Origin of the sequence: Massilia scottii (assembly GCF_030846495.1) — a bacterium.
GTDB classification, from domain to species: Bacteria; Pseudomonadota; Gammaproteobacteria; order Burkholderiales; family Burkholderiaceae_D; genus Telluria_A; species Telluria_A violaceinigra.
This window is the reverse complement of the sequence record NZ_JAVCWM010000033.1, coordinates 56,694-72,705: the sequence shown is the minus strand read 5'-3', so window position 1 is coordinate 72,705 and position 16,012 is coordinate 56,694. Positions and strand designations below refer to the sequence as shown.

Annotated in this window: 19 protein-coding genes; 8 read left to right on the top strand and 11 right to left on the bottom strand. The window is 54.4% G+C overall.

What is annotated here, in order from left to right:
• Window positions 1-784 (bottom strand): flagellin N-terminal helical domain-containing protein (locus RBA41_RS29625; RefSeq protein ID WP_306627961.1); only part of this gene is annotated, 784 nt, incomplete at its 3' end.
• 270 nt (window positions 785-1,054) lie between these two features.
• On the opposite strand from RBA41_RS29625, the gene RBA41_RS29620 reads away from it, so the two are divergent.
• The 3 genes from RBA41_RS29620 to RBA41_RS29610 all read left to right on the top strand — a co-directional run bounded on the left by RBA41_RS29620 (window position 1,055) and on the right by RBA41_RS29610 (window position 3,707).
• Window positions 1,055-1,972, top strand: coding sequence for a hypothetical protein (locus RBA41_RS29620; RefSeq protein WP_306627960.1), 918 nt, complete (start codon window positions 1,055-1,057; stop codon window positions 1,970-1,972).
• Between the two features lie 25 nt (window positions 1,973-1,997).
• On the top strand, window positions 1,998-2,438 hold the full coding sequence (locus RBA41_RS29615) for a hypothetical protein (RefSeq protein ID WP_306627959.1): 441 nt from the start codon (window positions 1,998-2,000) through the stop codon (window positions 2,436-2,438).
• Between the two features lie 144 nt (window positions 2,439-2,582).
• Complete coding sequence (locus RBA41_RS29610; protein ID WP_306627958.1) at window positions 2,583-3,707, top strand: acyltransferase family protein; 1,125 nt, start codon at window positions 2,583-2,585, stop codon at window positions 3,705-3,707.
• A gap of 98 nt (window positions 3,708-3,805) precedes the next feature.
• Here RBA41_RS29610 and RBA41_RS29605 read toward each other — a convergent pair whose 3' ends face one another.
• The 3 genes from RBA41_RS29605 to RBA41_RS29595 all read right to left on the bottom strand — a co-directional run bounded on the left by RBA41_RS29605 (window position 3,806) and on the right by RBA41_RS29595 (window position 5,937).
• The gene (locus tag RBA41_RS29605; protein ID WP_306627957.1) at window positions 3,806-4,210 is read right to left on the bottom strand and encodes a hypothetical protein; all 405 of its coding nucleotides are present in this window, start codon (window positions 4,208-4,210) and stop codon (window positions 3,806-3,808) included.
• A 707-nt stretch (window positions 4,211-4,917) separates the two neighbouring features.
• On the bottom strand, window positions 4,918-5,511 hold the full coding sequence (locus RBA41_RS29600; RefSeq protein ID WP_306627956.1) for a recombinase family protein: 594 nt from the start codon (window positions 5,509-5,511) through the stop codon (window positions 4,918-4,920).
• A gap of 183 nt (window positions 5,512-5,694) precedes the next feature.
• On the bottom strand, window positions 5,695-5,937 hold the full coding sequence (locus RBA41_RS29595; protein WP_306627955.1) for a helix-turn-helix domain-containing protein: 243 nt from the start codon (window positions 5,935-5,937) through the stop codon (window positions 5,695-5,697).
• A 75-nt stretch (window positions 5,938-6,012) separates the two neighbouring features.
• Here RBA41_RS29595 and RBA41_RS29590 point away from each other — a divergent pair, with 75 nt between their 5' ends.
• The 3 genes from RBA41_RS29590 (at window position 6,013) to RBA41_RS29580 (ending at window position 7,727) form a co-directional block, all read left to right on the top strand.
• Window positions 6,013-6,699, top strand: coding sequence for an Lcl domain-containing protein (locus tag RBA41_RS29590; protein ID WP_306627954.1), 687 nt, complete (start codon window positions 6,013-6,015; stop codon window positions 6,697-6,699).
• 65 nt (window positions 6,700-6,764) lie between these two features.
• On the top strand, window positions 6,765-7,118 hold the full coding sequence (locus RBA41_RS29585; protein WP_306627953.1) for a hypothetical protein: 354 nt from the start codon (window positions 6,765-6,767) through the stop codon (window positions 7,116-7,118).
• A gap of 108 nt (window positions 7,119-7,226) precedes the next feature.
• Window positions 7,227-7,727: a hypothetical protein gene (locus RBA41_RS29580; protein WP_306627952.1), complete on the top strand. Its 501-nt coding sequence runs from the start codon at window positions 7,227-7,229 to the stop codon at window positions 7,725-7,727.
• On the opposite strand, the gene RBA41_RS29575 is transcribed toward RBA41_RS29580, so the two are convergent.
• The 6 genes from RBA41_RS29575 to RBA41_RS29550 all read right to left on the bottom strand — a co-directional run bounded on the left by RBA41_RS29575 (window position 7,721) and on the right by RBA41_RS29550 (window position 12,615).
• Window positions 7,721-8,233 carry a hypothetical protein gene (locus RBA41_RS29575; protein WP_306627951.1) on the bottom strand — a complete coding sequence of 171 codons (513 nt, stop codon included), beginning with the start codon at window positions 8,231-8,233 and terminating at the stop codon, window positions 7,721-7,723. The two genes, RBA41_RS29580 and RBA41_RS29575, sit on opposite strands and share 7 nt — an antisense overlap.
• A 177-nt stretch (window positions 8,234-8,410) precedes the next feature.
• Window positions 8,411-9,748 carry a primase-helicase family protein gene (locus tag RBA41_RS29570; RefSeq protein WP_306627950.1) on the bottom strand — a complete coding sequence of 446 codons (1,338 nt, stop codon included), beginning with the start codon at window positions 9,746-9,748 and terminating at the stop codon, window positions 8,411-8,413.
• A 198-nt stretch (window positions 9,749-9,946) separates the two neighbouring features.
• Window positions 9,947-10,093, bottom strand: a complete 147-nt coding sequence (locus RBA41_RS29565; protein ID WP_306627949.1) for a hypothetical protein — start codon at window positions 10,091-10,093, stop codon at window positions 9,947-9,949.
• Entirely contained in the window at window positions 10,090-10,320 is a 231-nt protein-coding gene (locus tag RBA41_RS29560) for a recombinase family protein (protein WP_306627948.1), read from the bottom strand. The genes RBA41_RS29565 and RBA41_RS29560 overlap by 4 nt, the downstream gene beginning before the upstream one ends.
• A gap of 617 nt (window positions 10,321-10,937) precedes the next feature.
• Window positions 10,938-11,567 (bottom strand): hypothetical protein, encoded by a 630-nt coding sequence (locus tag RBA41_RS29555; protein WP_306627947.1) that lies wholly within the window; start codon window positions 11,565-11,567, stop codon window positions 10,938-10,940.
• 1 nt (window position 11,568) lies between these two features.
• A complete protein-coding gene (locus tag RBA41_RS29550; protein ID WP_306627946.1) occupies window positions 11,569-12,615 on the bottom strand; it encodes a tyrosine-type recombinase/integrase in 1,047 nt (348 codons plus the stop codon).
• Between the two features lie 99 nt (window positions 12,616-12,714).
• Here RBA41_RS29550 and dusA point away from each other — a divergent pair, with 99 nt between their 5' ends.
• Window positions 12,715-13,719, top strand: coding sequence for a tRNA dihydrouridine(20/20a) synthase DusA (gene dusA, locus RBA41_RS29545; protein ID WP_306627945.1), 1,005 nt, complete (start codon window positions 12,715-12,717; stop codon window positions 13,717-13,719).
• A 206-nt stretch (window positions 13,720-13,925) separates the two neighbouring features.
• Here dusA and RBA41_RS29540 read toward each other — a convergent pair whose 3' ends face one another.
• Entirely contained in the window at window positions 13,926-14,141 is a 216-nt protein-coding gene (locus RBA41_RS29540; RefSeq protein WP_306627944.1) for a hypothetical protein, read from the bottom strand.
• Window positions 14,142-14,221: 80 nt separating this feature from the next.
• Here RBA41_RS29540 and RBA41_RS29535 point away from each other — a divergent pair, with 80 nt between their 5' ends.
• The gene (locus RBA41_RS29535; protein ID WP_306627943.1) at window positions 14,222-15,973 is read left to right on the top strand and encodes a methyl-accepting chemotaxis protein; all 1,752 of its coding nucleotides are present in this window, start codon (window positions 14,222-14,224) and stop codon (window positions 15,971-15,973) included.
• The last annotated feature ends 39 nt before the right edge of the window (window positions 15,974-16,012 follow it).

The following is a 16,012-nucleotide window of genomic DNA, read 5'->3' as shown; positions in this document are numbered from 1 at the left end:
TCTGGTTGGTGGTCATTTTCGAGCTTTCGCTGGCGAAGTCGACGTCCATGATGCGGCCGGTTGCGGCCTTGCTGTTGGTGCTGATGTTCGACAGGTTGTTGTAGACGTGTTCGAGGCGGTTGGCCGAGGCACCCAGGGACGAACGCACGGTGCCGATCGAGGCGATCGCGGTCGAGAGCTTGTCGATGGTGGTCGAGGCGGTGCCGGCGCCGGTCAGTTCGGTGCCAACCGAGTTCGGGGTGGTGTAGTTGGCGGTCGTGGCGGTGACGTCGGTGACCAGGGTGCCCATGCTGGTGGACATGTCCACGGTCATTTTTTCACTGGTGCTCGAACCGATCTGGAACGTCATGGCCGAGGCGATGGTGCCGCCGACGAGCAGCTTGGCGCCGCCGAAGGAGGTGTTGGTCAGCACGTTGTTCAGTTCGGTACCGAGGGCATCGTATTCCGACTGCATCGCGGTCTTGTCGGCTGCGGTCGAGGAGGCGTCGGCTGCTTGCGTGGCCAGATCCTTCATGCGCACCAGCATGTTGCTCACTTCGTCGAGCGCGCCTTCAGCGGTCTGCAGCATCGAGGTCGAATTCTGGGTGTTGCGCATTGCAACGGCCATGCCGCTGGTTTGTGCTTTCAGGCGGGTGGCGATCTGCAGGCCGGCGGCGTCGTCCATCGACGAATTGATGCGGTAGCCGGTCGACAGGCGGGTCATCGAGGTCGACAGGCTGCCCTGGGTGCGGTTGATCGAATTTTGTGCGGACAGGGCAGCGTTGTTGGTGTGAAGGCTCAGCATGATCAAACTCCAGTGTAGGGGGTGGGGACTTCGGAGTCGCGTTGCGTCGCGCTCTCCCAAGTACAAGACGACCATTTCTCTGAAGTCATTAAGTGCCGTACGGAAATAATTTGAATTATTTTGGTCCTGCCGGGAGAAGTCATCCTCCCGCAACGATATTTCCCTTTGTAATGAATGACTTAGTGAATGCATGACCCGATTGAGAATGGATAAACCCCGACCGCTGAGCGCGCGCCAAGATGAGGTTCTTTCATCTTGCGGAGAGTTATCATGAAATGTTTGCTTAAATCATCTGTCTTGTTGTTCGCCATGGTCTGTCTTACGCACGCAGCCGCGGCCGAGCCACCGTCCACGACACGGCGCACTGCCGATGTCGTCCGCACCATCGTTGCGGGCGGGGAAACACTGGTCATGAAGGGGACGCGACTGATTGCCAGGCTGGCAGATGAGCGGAGCACGCATTACTTCTATAAAGAGGGCCGGCTCTCCAACATCTACCATTCGGATGGCAGGTCCGCCAGCTATCACTACGATGACGAGCAGCGGCTTGAGCGGATCGAGTTTTCCGATGGGCAGGTGCAGCGGGCGGTGTATCAGGCTGGTGTCCTGGTATCGATCGACAGTTCCTCGGGCCAGCGCATGCTCATGGCGCCGGCGCTTGACAATCGGGTGGCAGCGGCCCCCGCCAAGGAGGCGCAGCTCACGTCGGCGGCGCTCTCCACTGCCGCGGGAATGGCGGCGGCGGCCTCGGCGCCCGATGCCCTCAACAAAAAACTGATTGCCATCGTGGGCTGGCAGGAAAAGAGCTGGGAGTGCCGTCTCGCGCCGAATGAACAGACCATTTGCACCGGGCGCGGCGGAAGCGGAGGCGGCGACAGCGGTGGTGGCGGTGGTGGCGGCGGCGCCCCCTACGGCGGCGCCGGCTGGACGCCCGGCGATGGCGCTCCGTCCGGCGGCGGCGGCGGCGGAGACGGCGGTGGCGGTGGCGGAAGCGGCGACAGCTACGGCCCGCGCTACCCGACCAATTTACCCACGCGCATGAGTTGCCTGTCCGCTGCGAGCGAGACCTTCGAGATCATGCGCGATCAGGTGTGCACCATGGTCCGGGATCCGACCATCTGCATGGAGCAGAACTTGTTGCTCTTTCAGCAGCTGTGGCAAGAATGCATTGCCAGGTTCCCCCATTAAGCCTTCGCCTGTGAGGAGAAAGACCATGATTTCCATCGGATCGGATGACCTTCGACGCATCCACTATTTCATCTTCGCGGTCCAGCGGCTCAACGGCATGGCCGACGTCCTTTCCACCTGGATGGCGAATGGGACGATGACCGCCTGGGATGGCACGCCGGCCCGCTTTGACGACTGCGAAGCGACGGCGATGGCGTATTTCGGCGCACGCACCGGACAGGAGGGGCTGCGGCGCGACTATCTGGCGGCACTGCGGGCTGCACGCCGGATCGACCAGACCCTGGCCGCCTTCCTGGCCGGTGGCGCGCAGGGCGAGCTCAATGCCTTGCTGGAGCAGGCCAGCGCGGCGCTGGACCAGTTCGCGGGCATGATCGAGAGGCTGCCGGACTACCCGGGCGCGGACATGGACGGCCCCGCCTTCAGGACCGAAGCGCGCCACTGTTTATCGCTGCGCCAGGCTGCATAGCGGACGCTGGCCGGTCGCGGGCGGCGCCTGCCGTCCGCCTCCGAATAAGTGCTGCCAGCCGGTTCGTGTTGGCTTATCATTGTCATTCCGGCACGGCGCGCTGCGCGCCACACGCACTTTCCCAACTCAACCCACCATGATGGTATGCCCCCGAACAATGCTTTGATCCGCGCCAGCGGCCTGGATACCCTGCGCGCCGTCGCCATTGCGCTCGTGTTGATGTCTCATTATGGTGGTTTTGTCAGCGGAAAAGATACCTTCGGCGTGGTGGGCAGCGTCGGCTGGACAGGGGTGGACCTGTTTTTCGTGCTCAGCGGCTATCTGATCGGCAACCAGATCCTGTCGGCGATCGCGCGCAAGGAAGCATTGTCGTTGAAGGCGTTCTTCGCCAAGCGCCTGCTGCGTACCTTGCCGAATTATTACTTCATGCTGGCCTTGTATTTTCTGCTGCCGGGCTTGCTCGGCGGCTCGAGCACCCCGCCGCTGTGGCAATTCCTGACCTTCACGCAGAATTTCGGCCTGGCCTATGGGCAAACGTTTACCCATTCCTGGTCCTTGTGTATCGAAGAACAATTTTATCTGCTACTTCCCCTGATGACGCTCGCGGTCGTGCGCTGCAAGCGGCCGCTCGCCGTCGCCTGGTGCCTCATCGCCGGCGCCATCGGCGCCGGCATGCTGGCGCGCGGCAGCGCCTTTGCGCTGCACGAGTACGACGCCTTTTCGGCGCAGACCTATTACTCCACCTGGTGCCGCTTCGACGAATTGCTGCCGGGCGTGGCCATCGCCATGCTCAAGAACTTTCATGGCGCCCTGTACGAAAAGATACTGGCAAAGGGCAACCTGCTGCTGGCCGCCGGGCTGGCCGCCGTCGTCGCCACGCTGTATTGCGTGAAACAGGAATGGCCCGATACGATGCTCTCGACCACCTTCGGCTTTTCGCTGGTCGCCATCAGCTACGCCCTGCTGGTCATGGCGGCGCTCAGCCCGACATCGCTGCTCGCCCGCGTGCGCGTGCCCGGCGCAACCCAGCTGGCGCTGTGGTCGTACGCCATTTACCTGATCCACAAACCGATCTTCATGGTCGCCGCGCCGCGTTTGCGCGACATGAAGATCGATGTCAACGCGCCGCTGACCGTGCTGCTGCTGTTTACCGTCAGCATCTTCGCCGGCTGGCTGCTGTTTCGCTGCGTGGAAACCCCGTTCATGCAATTGCGCGCGCGCTGGTATCCCTCGCAAAGGGCGCCGGCGGGACTGGTGCCGGCGGCCTGACCAGGAGCGTGCCTGGCTGGCCGGGAAGTAATCGCTCCGGCTTGGATGGCAAGCCACGGGCGTAAAAACCCGTTTGGGACGCTTGCTTCGGGAAGCGGCTACTTCGCGGGCGCAGGCGCGGGAGCTGCCGGCGGCGCGGCTGGCTGGGGAATGGTGATGATGATGGGCGGCGGCCGCACGTCAGCTTGCGACGTCGGTTTCTCCGCCATCCTTGAGACCGCAAATATGGCGCCAATGTTGGCAAGGCCAAAGCCGATGACCCACTTGACAGTCTTTTTCATGTCTTTGTGCATATCGGCGCGCATTTTTTCCATCTCAGCGCGCAACTCCCCTATTTGCCTGGCCATGTCGGCACACAGTTCGGCAAAGGCAGTGCGCAGCTCTGCGAAGCCAGTCTTTACGCTGACATCGAAATTCGCCAGGCGCGCATCAACCCGCGCCTCGGAGGCGTCGAGCTTGGCGTCGATCTCGTCTTTGGCTGGAGTTGTCATCTGCTCTGCCATGCCTGTTTCCGGGAGCATGCCTTGCCTGTCGCAATTTGCCACCATCGGTATCATGTTCGACAGCGCCAGGCGCGAAACGTTCGCCGGGCGTGCGCTTGCCGATTTCCTCCGGGTGCCTGACGGTCGGACCCCGGAATGTAATAGAATTCAGCCTGCGGCCATCCTGGCAGGTAGCCGCATCCATGTCGGACTCGAAGCGGCGCGCCCACGCGGCCGCGATGGGTATTTGTCGGGAATGATTTGCTCGCCGACTTGTGGCCCGTCCGGCGCACATCAGCCATCCAGCTTCCGTTCCTCTTTCCAATAAACGCCACCCGTCATTTCTCCGTCCTGAGCGCGCGGGAAACAACACAATGCCGCATATCGAGCATGAGTGACGGAGCGAAACAAGCGCAAAAAAACGAAATATAGTATGAAATCAAGCACTTACCGAAGCAGAAGAGTCTCTGTCGCGCCGATGATGGACTGGACCGAAACATCAGTATTTGTAAGGGCTGCTTGGATGGTGTGTGCAATTTGTGTGCGCAAAAATTTTGATTTTATTTTTTTTAAAATACACTATTTCGTTTAGGCAAATACTTTCCATGAAAAAGTATCTATGGCTGAGTTGGGCAAAACTTACGGGTGGACCTTAACCATGTACCGATACTGAGAGCTGCCCCTGCCGGGCCAAATCGAAATATCTGTATAAACGATTTATACTGTTTTTAGGATGCGCAGTACCTCTTCACAGTGGCAACAGAGACCTCAAAGTGTTCTGCTGTGGCTGCAATGGATTTTCCATGCTCAGCACGCCATGCCTTTACTGTGGCTGGGTCCAGTGCCTTAGCACGACCGACATACCTACCATCAGCGGCTGCTTTAGCTACTTCGATACCACGACGCTGCATTTCCCGACGATTTATATAATCGGCTTCGCCCTGAGCAGCCATGAAGGCCAGAACGGCATCGCGGGTGGCCTTGAGCATAGGGTCAGTGGCGGTCCCGTCAAAGGTCATTCCGTTCAACGTGCAGACCACCTTAACGCCCATGCTCATCAATAGCTGCATGACCCGGTGCAGTTCATCGTACCGGCGTGAGATACGGTCAAGCCAGCGGACATACAGCACACCGCCATCAGATAGCTTATCCATTACTCGCTTCCACTCTGTACGGTCCATAGGAGCCACGTGGTAGCCGCTTATGCCTTCGTCAATGTGGACGTGCTTGGCGTTGATGCCCTGCTTCTTTGCATCGTCGTACTGGCTGGCGCTGGTCTGCCCTTCGGTAGTGCTGATACGTCCGTAGTAGATAGTTTTCATGTTGAGCGGCTCAGTTGGGTAAGTGGCTCAATAATACAAGGTGGCTCACGTACTGTCAACCCTATTGAGCTAAGTAACTGGCTTATTTTGCTTGGTTCGGCACGGTACACCCTGATGAGCTACCCCATCTGTTGTACTGATGCGGGGTAGTTTCAGGGGTGTTTCGGGGACGGGGCGACCAGACTACAGCGCCGCTTCCTGCATCAATTCGGCAACGGAGATGTTTAGGGCCTTCGCAATCCTGACCAACAGCAAAACCGCAATTTCATTGTCGCCCCTCTCAAGCCTTCCCAGGTGGCTCCTGTCGGCACCAGCCAGCAAAGCAAGTTGTTCCTGACTGAGACCTTTTTTTTGGCGTATGCGGCGGATTGCGTCCCCAAGCGCAATTAAGGTGGGATCATGTCGATTGGGGGATAGATTAGGCATCCAACAATCGTCGCACCGCGTGTTAGACTGATCGACGGTTCATGACCCTCATTGACTTGAAAATAAAGGAAGAAAATGACAAGCCATATCTTTAAGATAGTTTTCGCAGTCCTGATGACTGTGCCGCTAATTTCAAAAGCTGGGTTAATCGACAGGGGAAACGGCCTAATCTATGACGATGTGAAAAATCTGACATGGTTACAAGATACGGATTACGCTCGCACAATTGGCTACACTGGAGTGCGTTTGGTGGACAGCTTTGGGAGGGTTTCTAATTCGGTCGATCCTTACGGACGGATGACTTGGACCCAGGCAAAAATTTGGGCCGATGAACTTGTATTCGGCGGATACTCCGATTGGAGACTCCCAACGACAACCCCTGCTGTATCTGGATTTGGGATCACGACTTCCGAGCTTGGTTATATGTATTTCGTAAATCTCACAAATACCCCAGCATATGAAAACGGTGTTTTTCTTCCAGGTGGATACGGACTCAAAAACAAGGGGCCATTCAATATGCCAGATGGACCAAACTATTGGACCAGTACGCCGCGTCAAGGCTCGTCTAATGAAGACGCTTGGGTTTTTCTAACGTCGATTGGTTTTCAAGGCACCACGTCCGCAGATAATGGAAGTTTATTTAATTCTTGGGCTGTGCGCGATGGGGATGTTAGTGTTGTTCCAGAGCCTAGTAATTTGATACTTATGATTACAGGCATATTTCTCTTGGCCTCAGTAATGTTTCAAAAAAGAATCGAATGATGATTCTGAACGCTGGTTTATTACTTTAATTTATCGTTCTAATCTTAATATAATAGGGGATTAACATGAAACTTCTGCTTGCCATTTTTCTCATACTTCCGATTGCCTCATCAATGGCGGGCGAGTGTCTGAAAGTGGAATATCAGGAAATGAAAGAATGGAGTGAAGATCAGCTCCTTAAAAAATTCTGTGAGGATAAAAAAGATTTTGCCAACCACGAAGCTGTAGCGAGTTTTAACGAGAAAATAGCCGGAACCTATAAGACTATGGGAGACACTCAAGGAGCATCCAGAAGTTGGGAAAAATGGTCGGCAGCATCGGACAGTGCAAAAATCTGTAAGAACGAAATGGACAGGGCTGCTCGGATTCTTTCGCAAAAGAATATTGACGAAGCATCGATCAAGGCGCGGTGTCCTTGACGAGATGGGATCGTTGCTCTGCCCCAAATCCAGAAATAAAATTAGAAAAACTTGATCTGCCCCAGCGGCATTAATCACAATTTTAAAAGACTTGAAAGGAAAACGTTAATGAGCTGGAAGCTTATTTTTTTCTTAGTTATATTTTTCTCTGCTGCCGGCTGTGATGAAATCAGAACAAAGATGCACATGATGCCTAATCAGGATGAGCAGGAATGTCTGAACAGTGAAAGATTAAACTTTAAAGACCCTGATGTGCTATTTGTTGCTAATCTCGGTGATAGGGGCTGGAAGAAGCTAAAACCCAATACATACTGGGTGAGATATAAGGCTAAGAATTCTTATGGGGCGTATATGCAGGGGAACATGCTTTGTGAGAAAGTAAATGGAAAATGGAGGCGTGCGATTGGAGATGAGTATCTTATATCATTGTCGATTGCGAACACATTGTTAGATAAAGAGATTGAACTAATGAGGGCTACGCGGGGCTACAAAAGCAGGTTCGGATCGACAGGAGCATCCGCAAGCGATAGCTCTTACGAAGCTGCTACTGAAATACTCAACAAAAGCCCTGATTCGCTTAGTAAGTATTACGCATTAGACGCTCAGTGAATAAATTTAGGTAATTGGGCCAGCGTGATCCAGAATAATCCCTTGCTGTTATAGTATTTTGCGTCTTTTGATGATGGCTCTTCTTCGAATACTAGAATGTAAGACTCTCGACCTAATAGCTTCTGAATGATGAGGTGCTTTACAAGAGAGTGATTATAAGCATGGTTAAGACAGTCTATATACCATTCTGCACGCCACAATGCAGTGCTAAGACTGTCGTGGGACATATTGCCGGGGTCGCGGTCGAAGCGCCATTTGTATTGACCCTGAAGACTCTTACGGCAAGCCTTGCGGCTTTGCTTATGGTTTAGTGGAGCATCCTTGAATTCAAAGAATACGTGTTTGCCATTAATGCAAATGTAGAAGTCTGGTAGACATTTTCCTGTCTCGCCATATTTATCAGGGTAGTACTCGGGATAGTGAGGCGCAAAGGTTTGACATGGCACTGCGCCTACGGCGAGGAATGATGTAGCCGCCTTTTGCTCGGCTGATTGTGGTTTGGACATGGGAATAGCTTTCTGAGATATGAAATGGTGTGTAAGGCGAATTGGAAAGACGCACCAATCGGTGCTTTGTACTGGAGGTGGCTTTGAAACTTCAGTAGCGAAAAGATACTACTTTGTAATTAATAGAGAGTTAGTGCGAGGCCTTGCACCCCTTGCACTTTGAGTTAAATTATTGATTTAAAATGGAAAATTGGCATTATTGATGTCTTGCACAGGCCTTGCACAGGGCTTGCACAGGCCTTGCACTTGCTGTTCAACCTGCTCCTTAGTCCACCCTATCGGGTAGTAGTAAGTAGCCCTGTTCCCGTCGATCTGATATTGTGCCTTGGTGTATCCGAGTACCAGCATGATATTAGGCAGGTGAGAGTCTTTCGGCTTAGACAAACCATCCTCATCAAACGCTTCCAATAGTTGTTTGCGTGTGAATACGGCATGATCCAGCATATAATTGGCTGTAAATTCTTCGTGAACATTAATGCTCATAGCCACCATTTCTTTCAAAGCATCTGATTCTGGCGGATTCTTGTGGTTGAAATCAGCAATGTCATAGGTCACAAACCAATGATATATAGAATCTAATGCCCCGGGGGATTGTAGCCATGCATCAAACCGGGTGATGAATTCTTGAGTTTCAGTCCTATCCACTCTATGAACCAAACGGTCAAAAACAAGCCATCTACGTTCATCCGAATCAAGATATAATGGCCTCACTTCATTTGACGCTAGAATGAACCGAGTGTAGCAATTCACCATTGAACCTTGATACGTTTTGCGCTCTACGTGCTGTCGCTCTTCTGATAGAATGGATTTAAGTTTTGTTTGTGTAGAGTCACTGGTTGTTTTGCAGTCATCAAGCAGTACAATAAGGGATGTTTCAAGCATTGTTGAGAATTTATCCATTAATCTACTGTAAGAGTTAATAACTTCTGTATGGGTTAACAGCGGGTGTAATATGTTTCCGAACAAATAGCCTTTCCCCATTCCTGGTGAGGAGGGCCACATGAGATGCCAGGATGGGCGTTCCCATGGCTTTTGAAACAAATGAGCTAGCCATTGTAGTGCTTGGTGACGTTGTACTGGATTTGCAATAAACCTCTCCCAAAACTCATTCCATAATGGACTAACTGGCACGCTGTCGCTTGATGGCTTGTAGCGTCGATATGTGTTGACGTAGGTTAGGTGTGTATTCGGGGCAGTTGAGTACTCTTCGCCTCTTGGATCGAATTTATGCCCCACTACATGTCGGAGGGTTTTCATAATGTATCGACTGCTGGGGTAGGTTGCGTTCTTGTTGTTTGCGTAACACCATCGGTCAAAGTCGTTTTCCAAAAAACATGTGTGGAAAGATGCCTGGGAATTGCGGTTGTAGAGTTTGGTTTGATTTGATGCTGAATCATCGAGCTTGCAAAAGCCGCGTGATTTTAGATTCTCAACGTAGAGGGAAATGGTCTTTTTCTCTGCGTCGGATAATGCGGGAGGATTAGCGGTTGCGAGGGTTGGTGCTGGTTGTGTCATTTAAGTCCTTTTCGGCTGTACCGTGATCGGTGGGGATGATGCGAGCTAAGTATTCAGAAGCGGAGAGGTTTAGGGCGCTTGAGAGGGCGTGCAGGGCCGCCCAATGAGCAGGGGTGAGGTAGATATAGCCCCTTTCAAGATAGACGCCTGAGCGGCTTGTATGGGCCTTCCTGGCTGTGTTGAGGATAGTGTTCTGGGTCATTTGCTGAAATACTCCTTGAACTTCAGGAAAAGATGAATGTGCTTGCCTTCCCAACGGGGAATATCGGGAGGAAGAGGGGCACCAGTGGCAAGGTGATAAGCGGTGAGCAGGGCAATCGATTCCTGGCTCATGCTCATGCTCATGCTTGTGCTCCAGCCCCAGCGCGCTTGAACGCCACCGTGTACCTACCTGTGCAGCCGTTGACAAATCTATTGATAATTGAGTTCACAACCTGCTGAGTAAATTTGCAGCCACGTAAAGTGGTAAAGCCCTCATTTGTTAGCGCATCGGCAATCTCATGATATGGAAGACCTTCCAGATACAAGGCATGAAGACGGGCGATACAGATGTCGATATTTTTTGTTGACATTGGTTTCCTTTGTGTGTTATCATTTTTCTTGAGATGTATAAATTATGGTGTGACGTAGATATAACTCAATTACATCAATTATAGCACAAAAATACTTTTTTGTCAAGTGTTTCTTTGCAATATTCCCCGCAATAGAAGAAGAGGCGTAGATTTGTTTAACATAAATGAGAATAATTCTCATCTATAATGAGCATTGGCGCGGGTTGTGGAAGTACTTGGTGAAATTGAGTGATGAGATTTAAGGCGCTAAATTGCATTAAAACGTGTGTAAAAGCGACTAAAATGATTCATTCTCTGTTTATAGCATCACGGATTGTGGGTTAACTATCGTCATCGTTCTAGTTAGGTTGGCAAGATAGTCCTGTATTGCTAATATGGGGTATAGGTAGTTGCAGCCGAACAGCACGTACGCTGGACCCTTTCCGCGCTTTCGCCAGGACTCAAGAGTAGAGGGTTTGACACCGGCGAGTATTGCAAGCTCGCTTTCAGATATGCAGTTCACAAGTCGTGCTAGATCAGCAATGGAAGCTGAAGGGATGGGTTCAATGTTGTACTGCATTTGTTCTCCGGTTGTAGTGTAGGAGAACATCATGCGCGCACATTGAAAATCAGCGTGGCTACTTGTCAATTTTGTTGGGGTCGTATTTCTTGACGACGTTGTGGATTGTGGTTGCGCTCACTTTGTACTGGTTGGCGAGTCGTTTGACGACGCCCCATGAGGTGCCGTCAGCCTTGCTATCGCAGTACTGCCTAGCGATCCGCCGACACTCAGCCTCGGTTAGTTTGCGCGGCGTTGATGCCCTTGCGCTTTGCTCCTTCCTATACTTTTCGCTAGCATCAAGTGATGGTTGCAGCCGGTGCAGGTTTATTGCTTGCTCGAAAAGCTGCTGAAATCTCGCCTCCACAGCTTTTGCTGCTGCATACTGCTCTTCCTCGGTCTGGAACTGGGTAATTTCTCTGCGGCCCGAGATAGGAACGGTAGTTATGAATCCGAGAGGAGGGGAGGCTATCTCATGCGCTGCCACAAGCGATTTCATTGTGTCGATGACCGACTGCGAGTGCGAAGTCGCCTCAAGCTCGATCCAAGCTAGAGCCATTTTAAGCCGCTCCAGAATACCAAGGGCGGTGTCTTCTGTTATGCCGTTCCTAAAAAGGTACGCATCGACAGTTTCATCGGAGATGTTGAAGTAGACCCGTGCAAAAGTTTCAAATTCGAGCGGGTCTTCGAGGTCTCGGTGTTTCGCCATGTCAAGCAGCCATGTTTTTGGTAATTGTATCCAATGCCGCGTGCACATCTTCGGCTTTTGTGTGCGTGTAACGCTTTAGCTGCGTCCAAGTCTTGTGGCCCGTCAGCAGAGCCACTTGCGGGATAGTCAGACCTATACGAAATAGGTCGCTGGTTGCCTTGTGTCGTAGATCATGGAAATGCAAATCTTTGATATCCAGCTTAGCGCAGGCTCTTGTAAACGCTGTGCTGACACTCGTTGCTTGGTAAGGGAAAACTCGACCTTCTGCGCGTGCGCCTAATACGTAGGGTTCTATCAGCGCCCATGCGTGAGGGAGCAGGGGGACAGTCTGGTGATTACCTTCCTTTTTCTTTGGGTCTTTCCGATCCCTGATTATGACTGTTTTCTTAGCAGTGTCTACGTCTTCCAGCAAGATCGAGCATATCTCGTCTTGCCTCATTGCTGTTGCAAGGGCGAATGCACAAAGCGTTGCCATTGGAATTTTCTGACGTTGGTTGGATGTCCAGAATGCATAGAGCTTTTCGAGTTCGTCAATCGTAGGCTCACGCTCGCGCTCGTTGCTTCGGGTTGCTACTTTGCGTGCTGAAAGATCGCGCCTAGCGTTTAGGGCGAGATCAGTTGGCAGGTCCATCCGCCGGGAGTGCTTGCCCCATTTGATAATTGCACCAAAAAACGACAGGTCGGCAGCAATGGTGACGCCGCCAGCACCAGACTTGAGTCTCTTGTCTATGAAGTCACGCAAGTGGATGCTGTTGAGGCGCTTTAAAGGCGTTTTGCCAAGTTCGCGTTTCAGCATGGCATGAGTGGCCTGTTTCGTCTTGCCGCCCGTGCTACACTCAAGGGCATAGCCGTCGATCAGGTCTCCGACTGTATAGCCATCCGGGACAGGTTGATAGCCAGTCGCTGCGATGTGTTCTGCCTGATGCTCGACTTGGCGTGCCCATGTTTCTGCATCTCGCTTGAGCGTGAAAGTCTCATTGCGATACATTCCGCCTTTTCGTACTTGCGCGCGCCACTTCCCGCTAGGGAGTTTTGTAAATGTTGCCATGGTGTGTGCAATCTGTGTGTGTTTAGTTATGCCCGGATTATGCACAAATTAGCAACCTCGTGTGCACCTTGTGTGCACTTACTGCTGCACAGAGCTAAAATGATAGACAAAAAATCGAATAAAAACAATAGGATAGTAAGTGTCGCCCCCATGATGGACTGGACCGACCGGCATTGCCGCAAGTTCCACCGCGAGATCACGCGCCATACCTGGCTCTACACCGAGATGGTGACCACCGGCGCGCTGGTCTACGGCGATGTCGAGCGCCATCTGCGCTTCAATGAAGAAGAGCATCCGGTCGCCCTGCAGCTGGGCGGCAGCGATCCGGCCGACCTGGCCACCAGCGCCAAGCTGGGCCAGCAATGGGGCTACGACGAGATCAACCTGAACTGCGGTTGCCCGTCGGAGCGGGTGCAGAAGGGCGCGTTCGGCGCTTGCCTGATGGCAGAACCGCAACTGGTGGCCGATTGCGTGAAAGCCATGCGCGATGCCGTGACCATCGACGTCACCGTCAAGCACCGCATCGGGATCGACCGCAACGAGGAATACGGTTTCGTGCGCGACTTCGTCGGCACCATCGCCGAGGCCGGCTGCAACACGTTCATCGTACATGCGCGCAATGCGATCCTGAAGGGCTTGTCGCCCAAGGAAAACCGCGAAATTCCGCCGCTCAAGTACGAGGTGGCGTACCAGCTCAAGCGCGAGTTTCCGGACCTGGAAATCATCATCAACGGCGGCATCAAGACGTCCGACGAGATCGCGCTGCACCTGGCGCATGTGGATGGCGTGATGATGGGACGCGAGGCCTACCATAATCCGTATGTCATGGCCGAGTACGATGCGCGCTTTTACGGCGACACGGCGCCGGTCAAGACGCGCGAGGAAGTGCTGGCCGCGATGATTCCTTATATACAGGCGCAGCTGGAGCAGCATGCGGCGCGCGGCTTGAAACTGAACACCATCACGCGCCATATGCTGGGGCTGATGGCCGGGCTGGGCGGTGCGCGCAGCTTCCGCCAGGTGATGTCCGACCCGAAACGCCTGGCCGCGGCCGATCCGCATCTGCTGCTCGAAGCGGCGGCCGGGATGCGTCGGGCGTCGTAACGTCGGGCGCCGTAGCGTCGGGCGCCGTAGCGTCGGGCGCCGTGGCGCCGCGCCGCATGGGGGGCCGCTGGACCTGACCGCGCTTCCACCCGCCTGGCAGCGACGCCTGCCATCCTCACTTTCTCCGCCACCGCATGCCCGGCCTTGACTGGGCATGCGCGCCGTCTTTCCCCGCGTTACGTAGTTTCAATCCGTGAAACTATATTTCAATTGCGCAAACGCATTTTTGCTTGCTCTAGAGCAAAAAATACCTCTATAATCCCCTCATCTTTTGCCCGTTTTGTGATCTGCGGCAACATCGCGTCTGCTGTTGTTGCGCTGAAACAATTCGTTCTCAAATCAACTTTTTTGCATGCGCAGTCACTGTTTTGATTTATCCTAAATGGAACGCACATAGCCAGGCGTTTCTTCAAAGACAGCATCAAGCCGGTCCCAGCAGGACCGCACAGTACGCGCGGTGACCCTGACTAATCGATCAATCGTTCCATAGAAAAGACGCGAAATGAATTTATCCAACATGAAGGTCGGCACCCGTTTAGGTCTTGGATTTCTCCTGGTCCTGTCTTTTCTGGTCGCGGTCACCATCGTCGGGATCATCAGCATGGCGCAGATCCAGGCCCGCCTGGATAACGTCGTCGGCGTCAACAATGTGGTGACCCGTCTCGTGATCGACATGCGCACCAATGTCAGCGAGCGCATCGTGTCGCTGCGGATCCTGACCCTGATGACCGACTCGGGCGACATGGAACCGGAAATGAAGCGCATCAAGGAACAGACCGCCAAGTACGATGCGGCCCAGAAGAAGCTGAGCGAGAAATTCGCCAGCGGCGCCTCGGCCGAGGAAAAGAGCTTGCTGGCCCAGATCAAGGAACATGAAGCGCTGGCCATGCCGGCCCTGGCCAAGGCGTCCGACCTGTGGATGGCCGACAAGGCCGAAGACGCGACCCGCGTGATGATCAAGGAAATCCGCCCGGTCCAGAAAAAATGGATGGATGCGCTGGAACAGCTCGCCGCCCTCGAAGACAAGCTCAATAGTTCAGCCCAGAAAGATGCCGAAAACGGTTTTGAAAACGCCCGCATGACCATGCTGATCCTGGGCGGCGTCGCCATCTTGCTGGGCGGTATCGCGGCCGTCTTCATCACCCGCGGCCTGCTCAAGCAGCTCGGCGGCGAACCGGATTACACCGCCAGGATCGCCAGCAGCATCGCCCATGGCGACCTGTCGGTCCGCATCGATACCAGCGGCGCCGAGAAGGGCAGCCTGCTGATGGAAATGCGCGAAATGCGCAACAGCCTGAAAGACATCGTCGGCCAGGTGCGCGGCGGCACCGAAACCATCGGCACCGCGTCGCGTGAAATCGCAGCCGGCAATATCGACCTGTCTTCGCGTACCGAAATGCAAGCGAGCGCCCTGGAAAAGACCGCTTCGGCCATGGAAGAACTGACCTCGACCGTGAAACAGAACGCCGACAATGCCCGCGAAGCGAACCAGCTCGCCGCCAGCGCCTCGGACGTGGCCCGCAAGGGGGGCGACGTGGTGTCGCAAGTGGTCGACACGATGGGCTCGATCAACGCCTCGGCCAACAAGATTGTCGACATCATCGGCGTGATCGATGGCATCGCCTTCCAGACCAACATCCTGGCGCTGAACGCGGCGGTGGAAGCGGCCCGTGCCGGCGAACAGGGCCGCGGCTTCGCGGTCGTGGCCTCGGAAGTGCGCAACCTGGCGCAGCGTTCGGCGGCGGCGGCGAAAGAAATCAAGACCCTGATCGGCGATTCGGTCGAGAAGGTCGAGCGCGGCAGCAAGCTGGTCGGCCAGGCCGGCGTGACGATGGATGAAGTCGTCGCCAGCGTCAAGCGCGTCACCGACATCATGGGCGAGATCGCCAACGCCAGCCAGGAACAGAGCGCCGGCATCGAGCAGGTGAACATGTCGATCATCGAGATGGACAGCATGACCCAGCAGAACGCGGCCCTGGTCGAACAGGCCGCCGCCGCCGCCCAGAGCCTGCAGGACCAGGCCAGCGAGCTGGCGCACGTGGTCAGCATCTTCAAGCTGATCGAAGGCGAGGCAACCCATGTCGCCGCGCCTGCCGCGCTGGCGGCGGCGGCGCCGGCCCGTCCGGCCAAGGCAGCGCCGCTGCGCGTGGCCAAGCCGGTCCTCAAGCGTCCGGCGCCGGCTGCATCGGCAGCGCCCGCCAAGCCGAAGAAGGCGGCTGCCGCGAGCGGCAGCGATGAATGGGAAGAATTCTGATCCGCTTCCCGGCCGGCCGCACAAGGCAGGGCAGGGCGG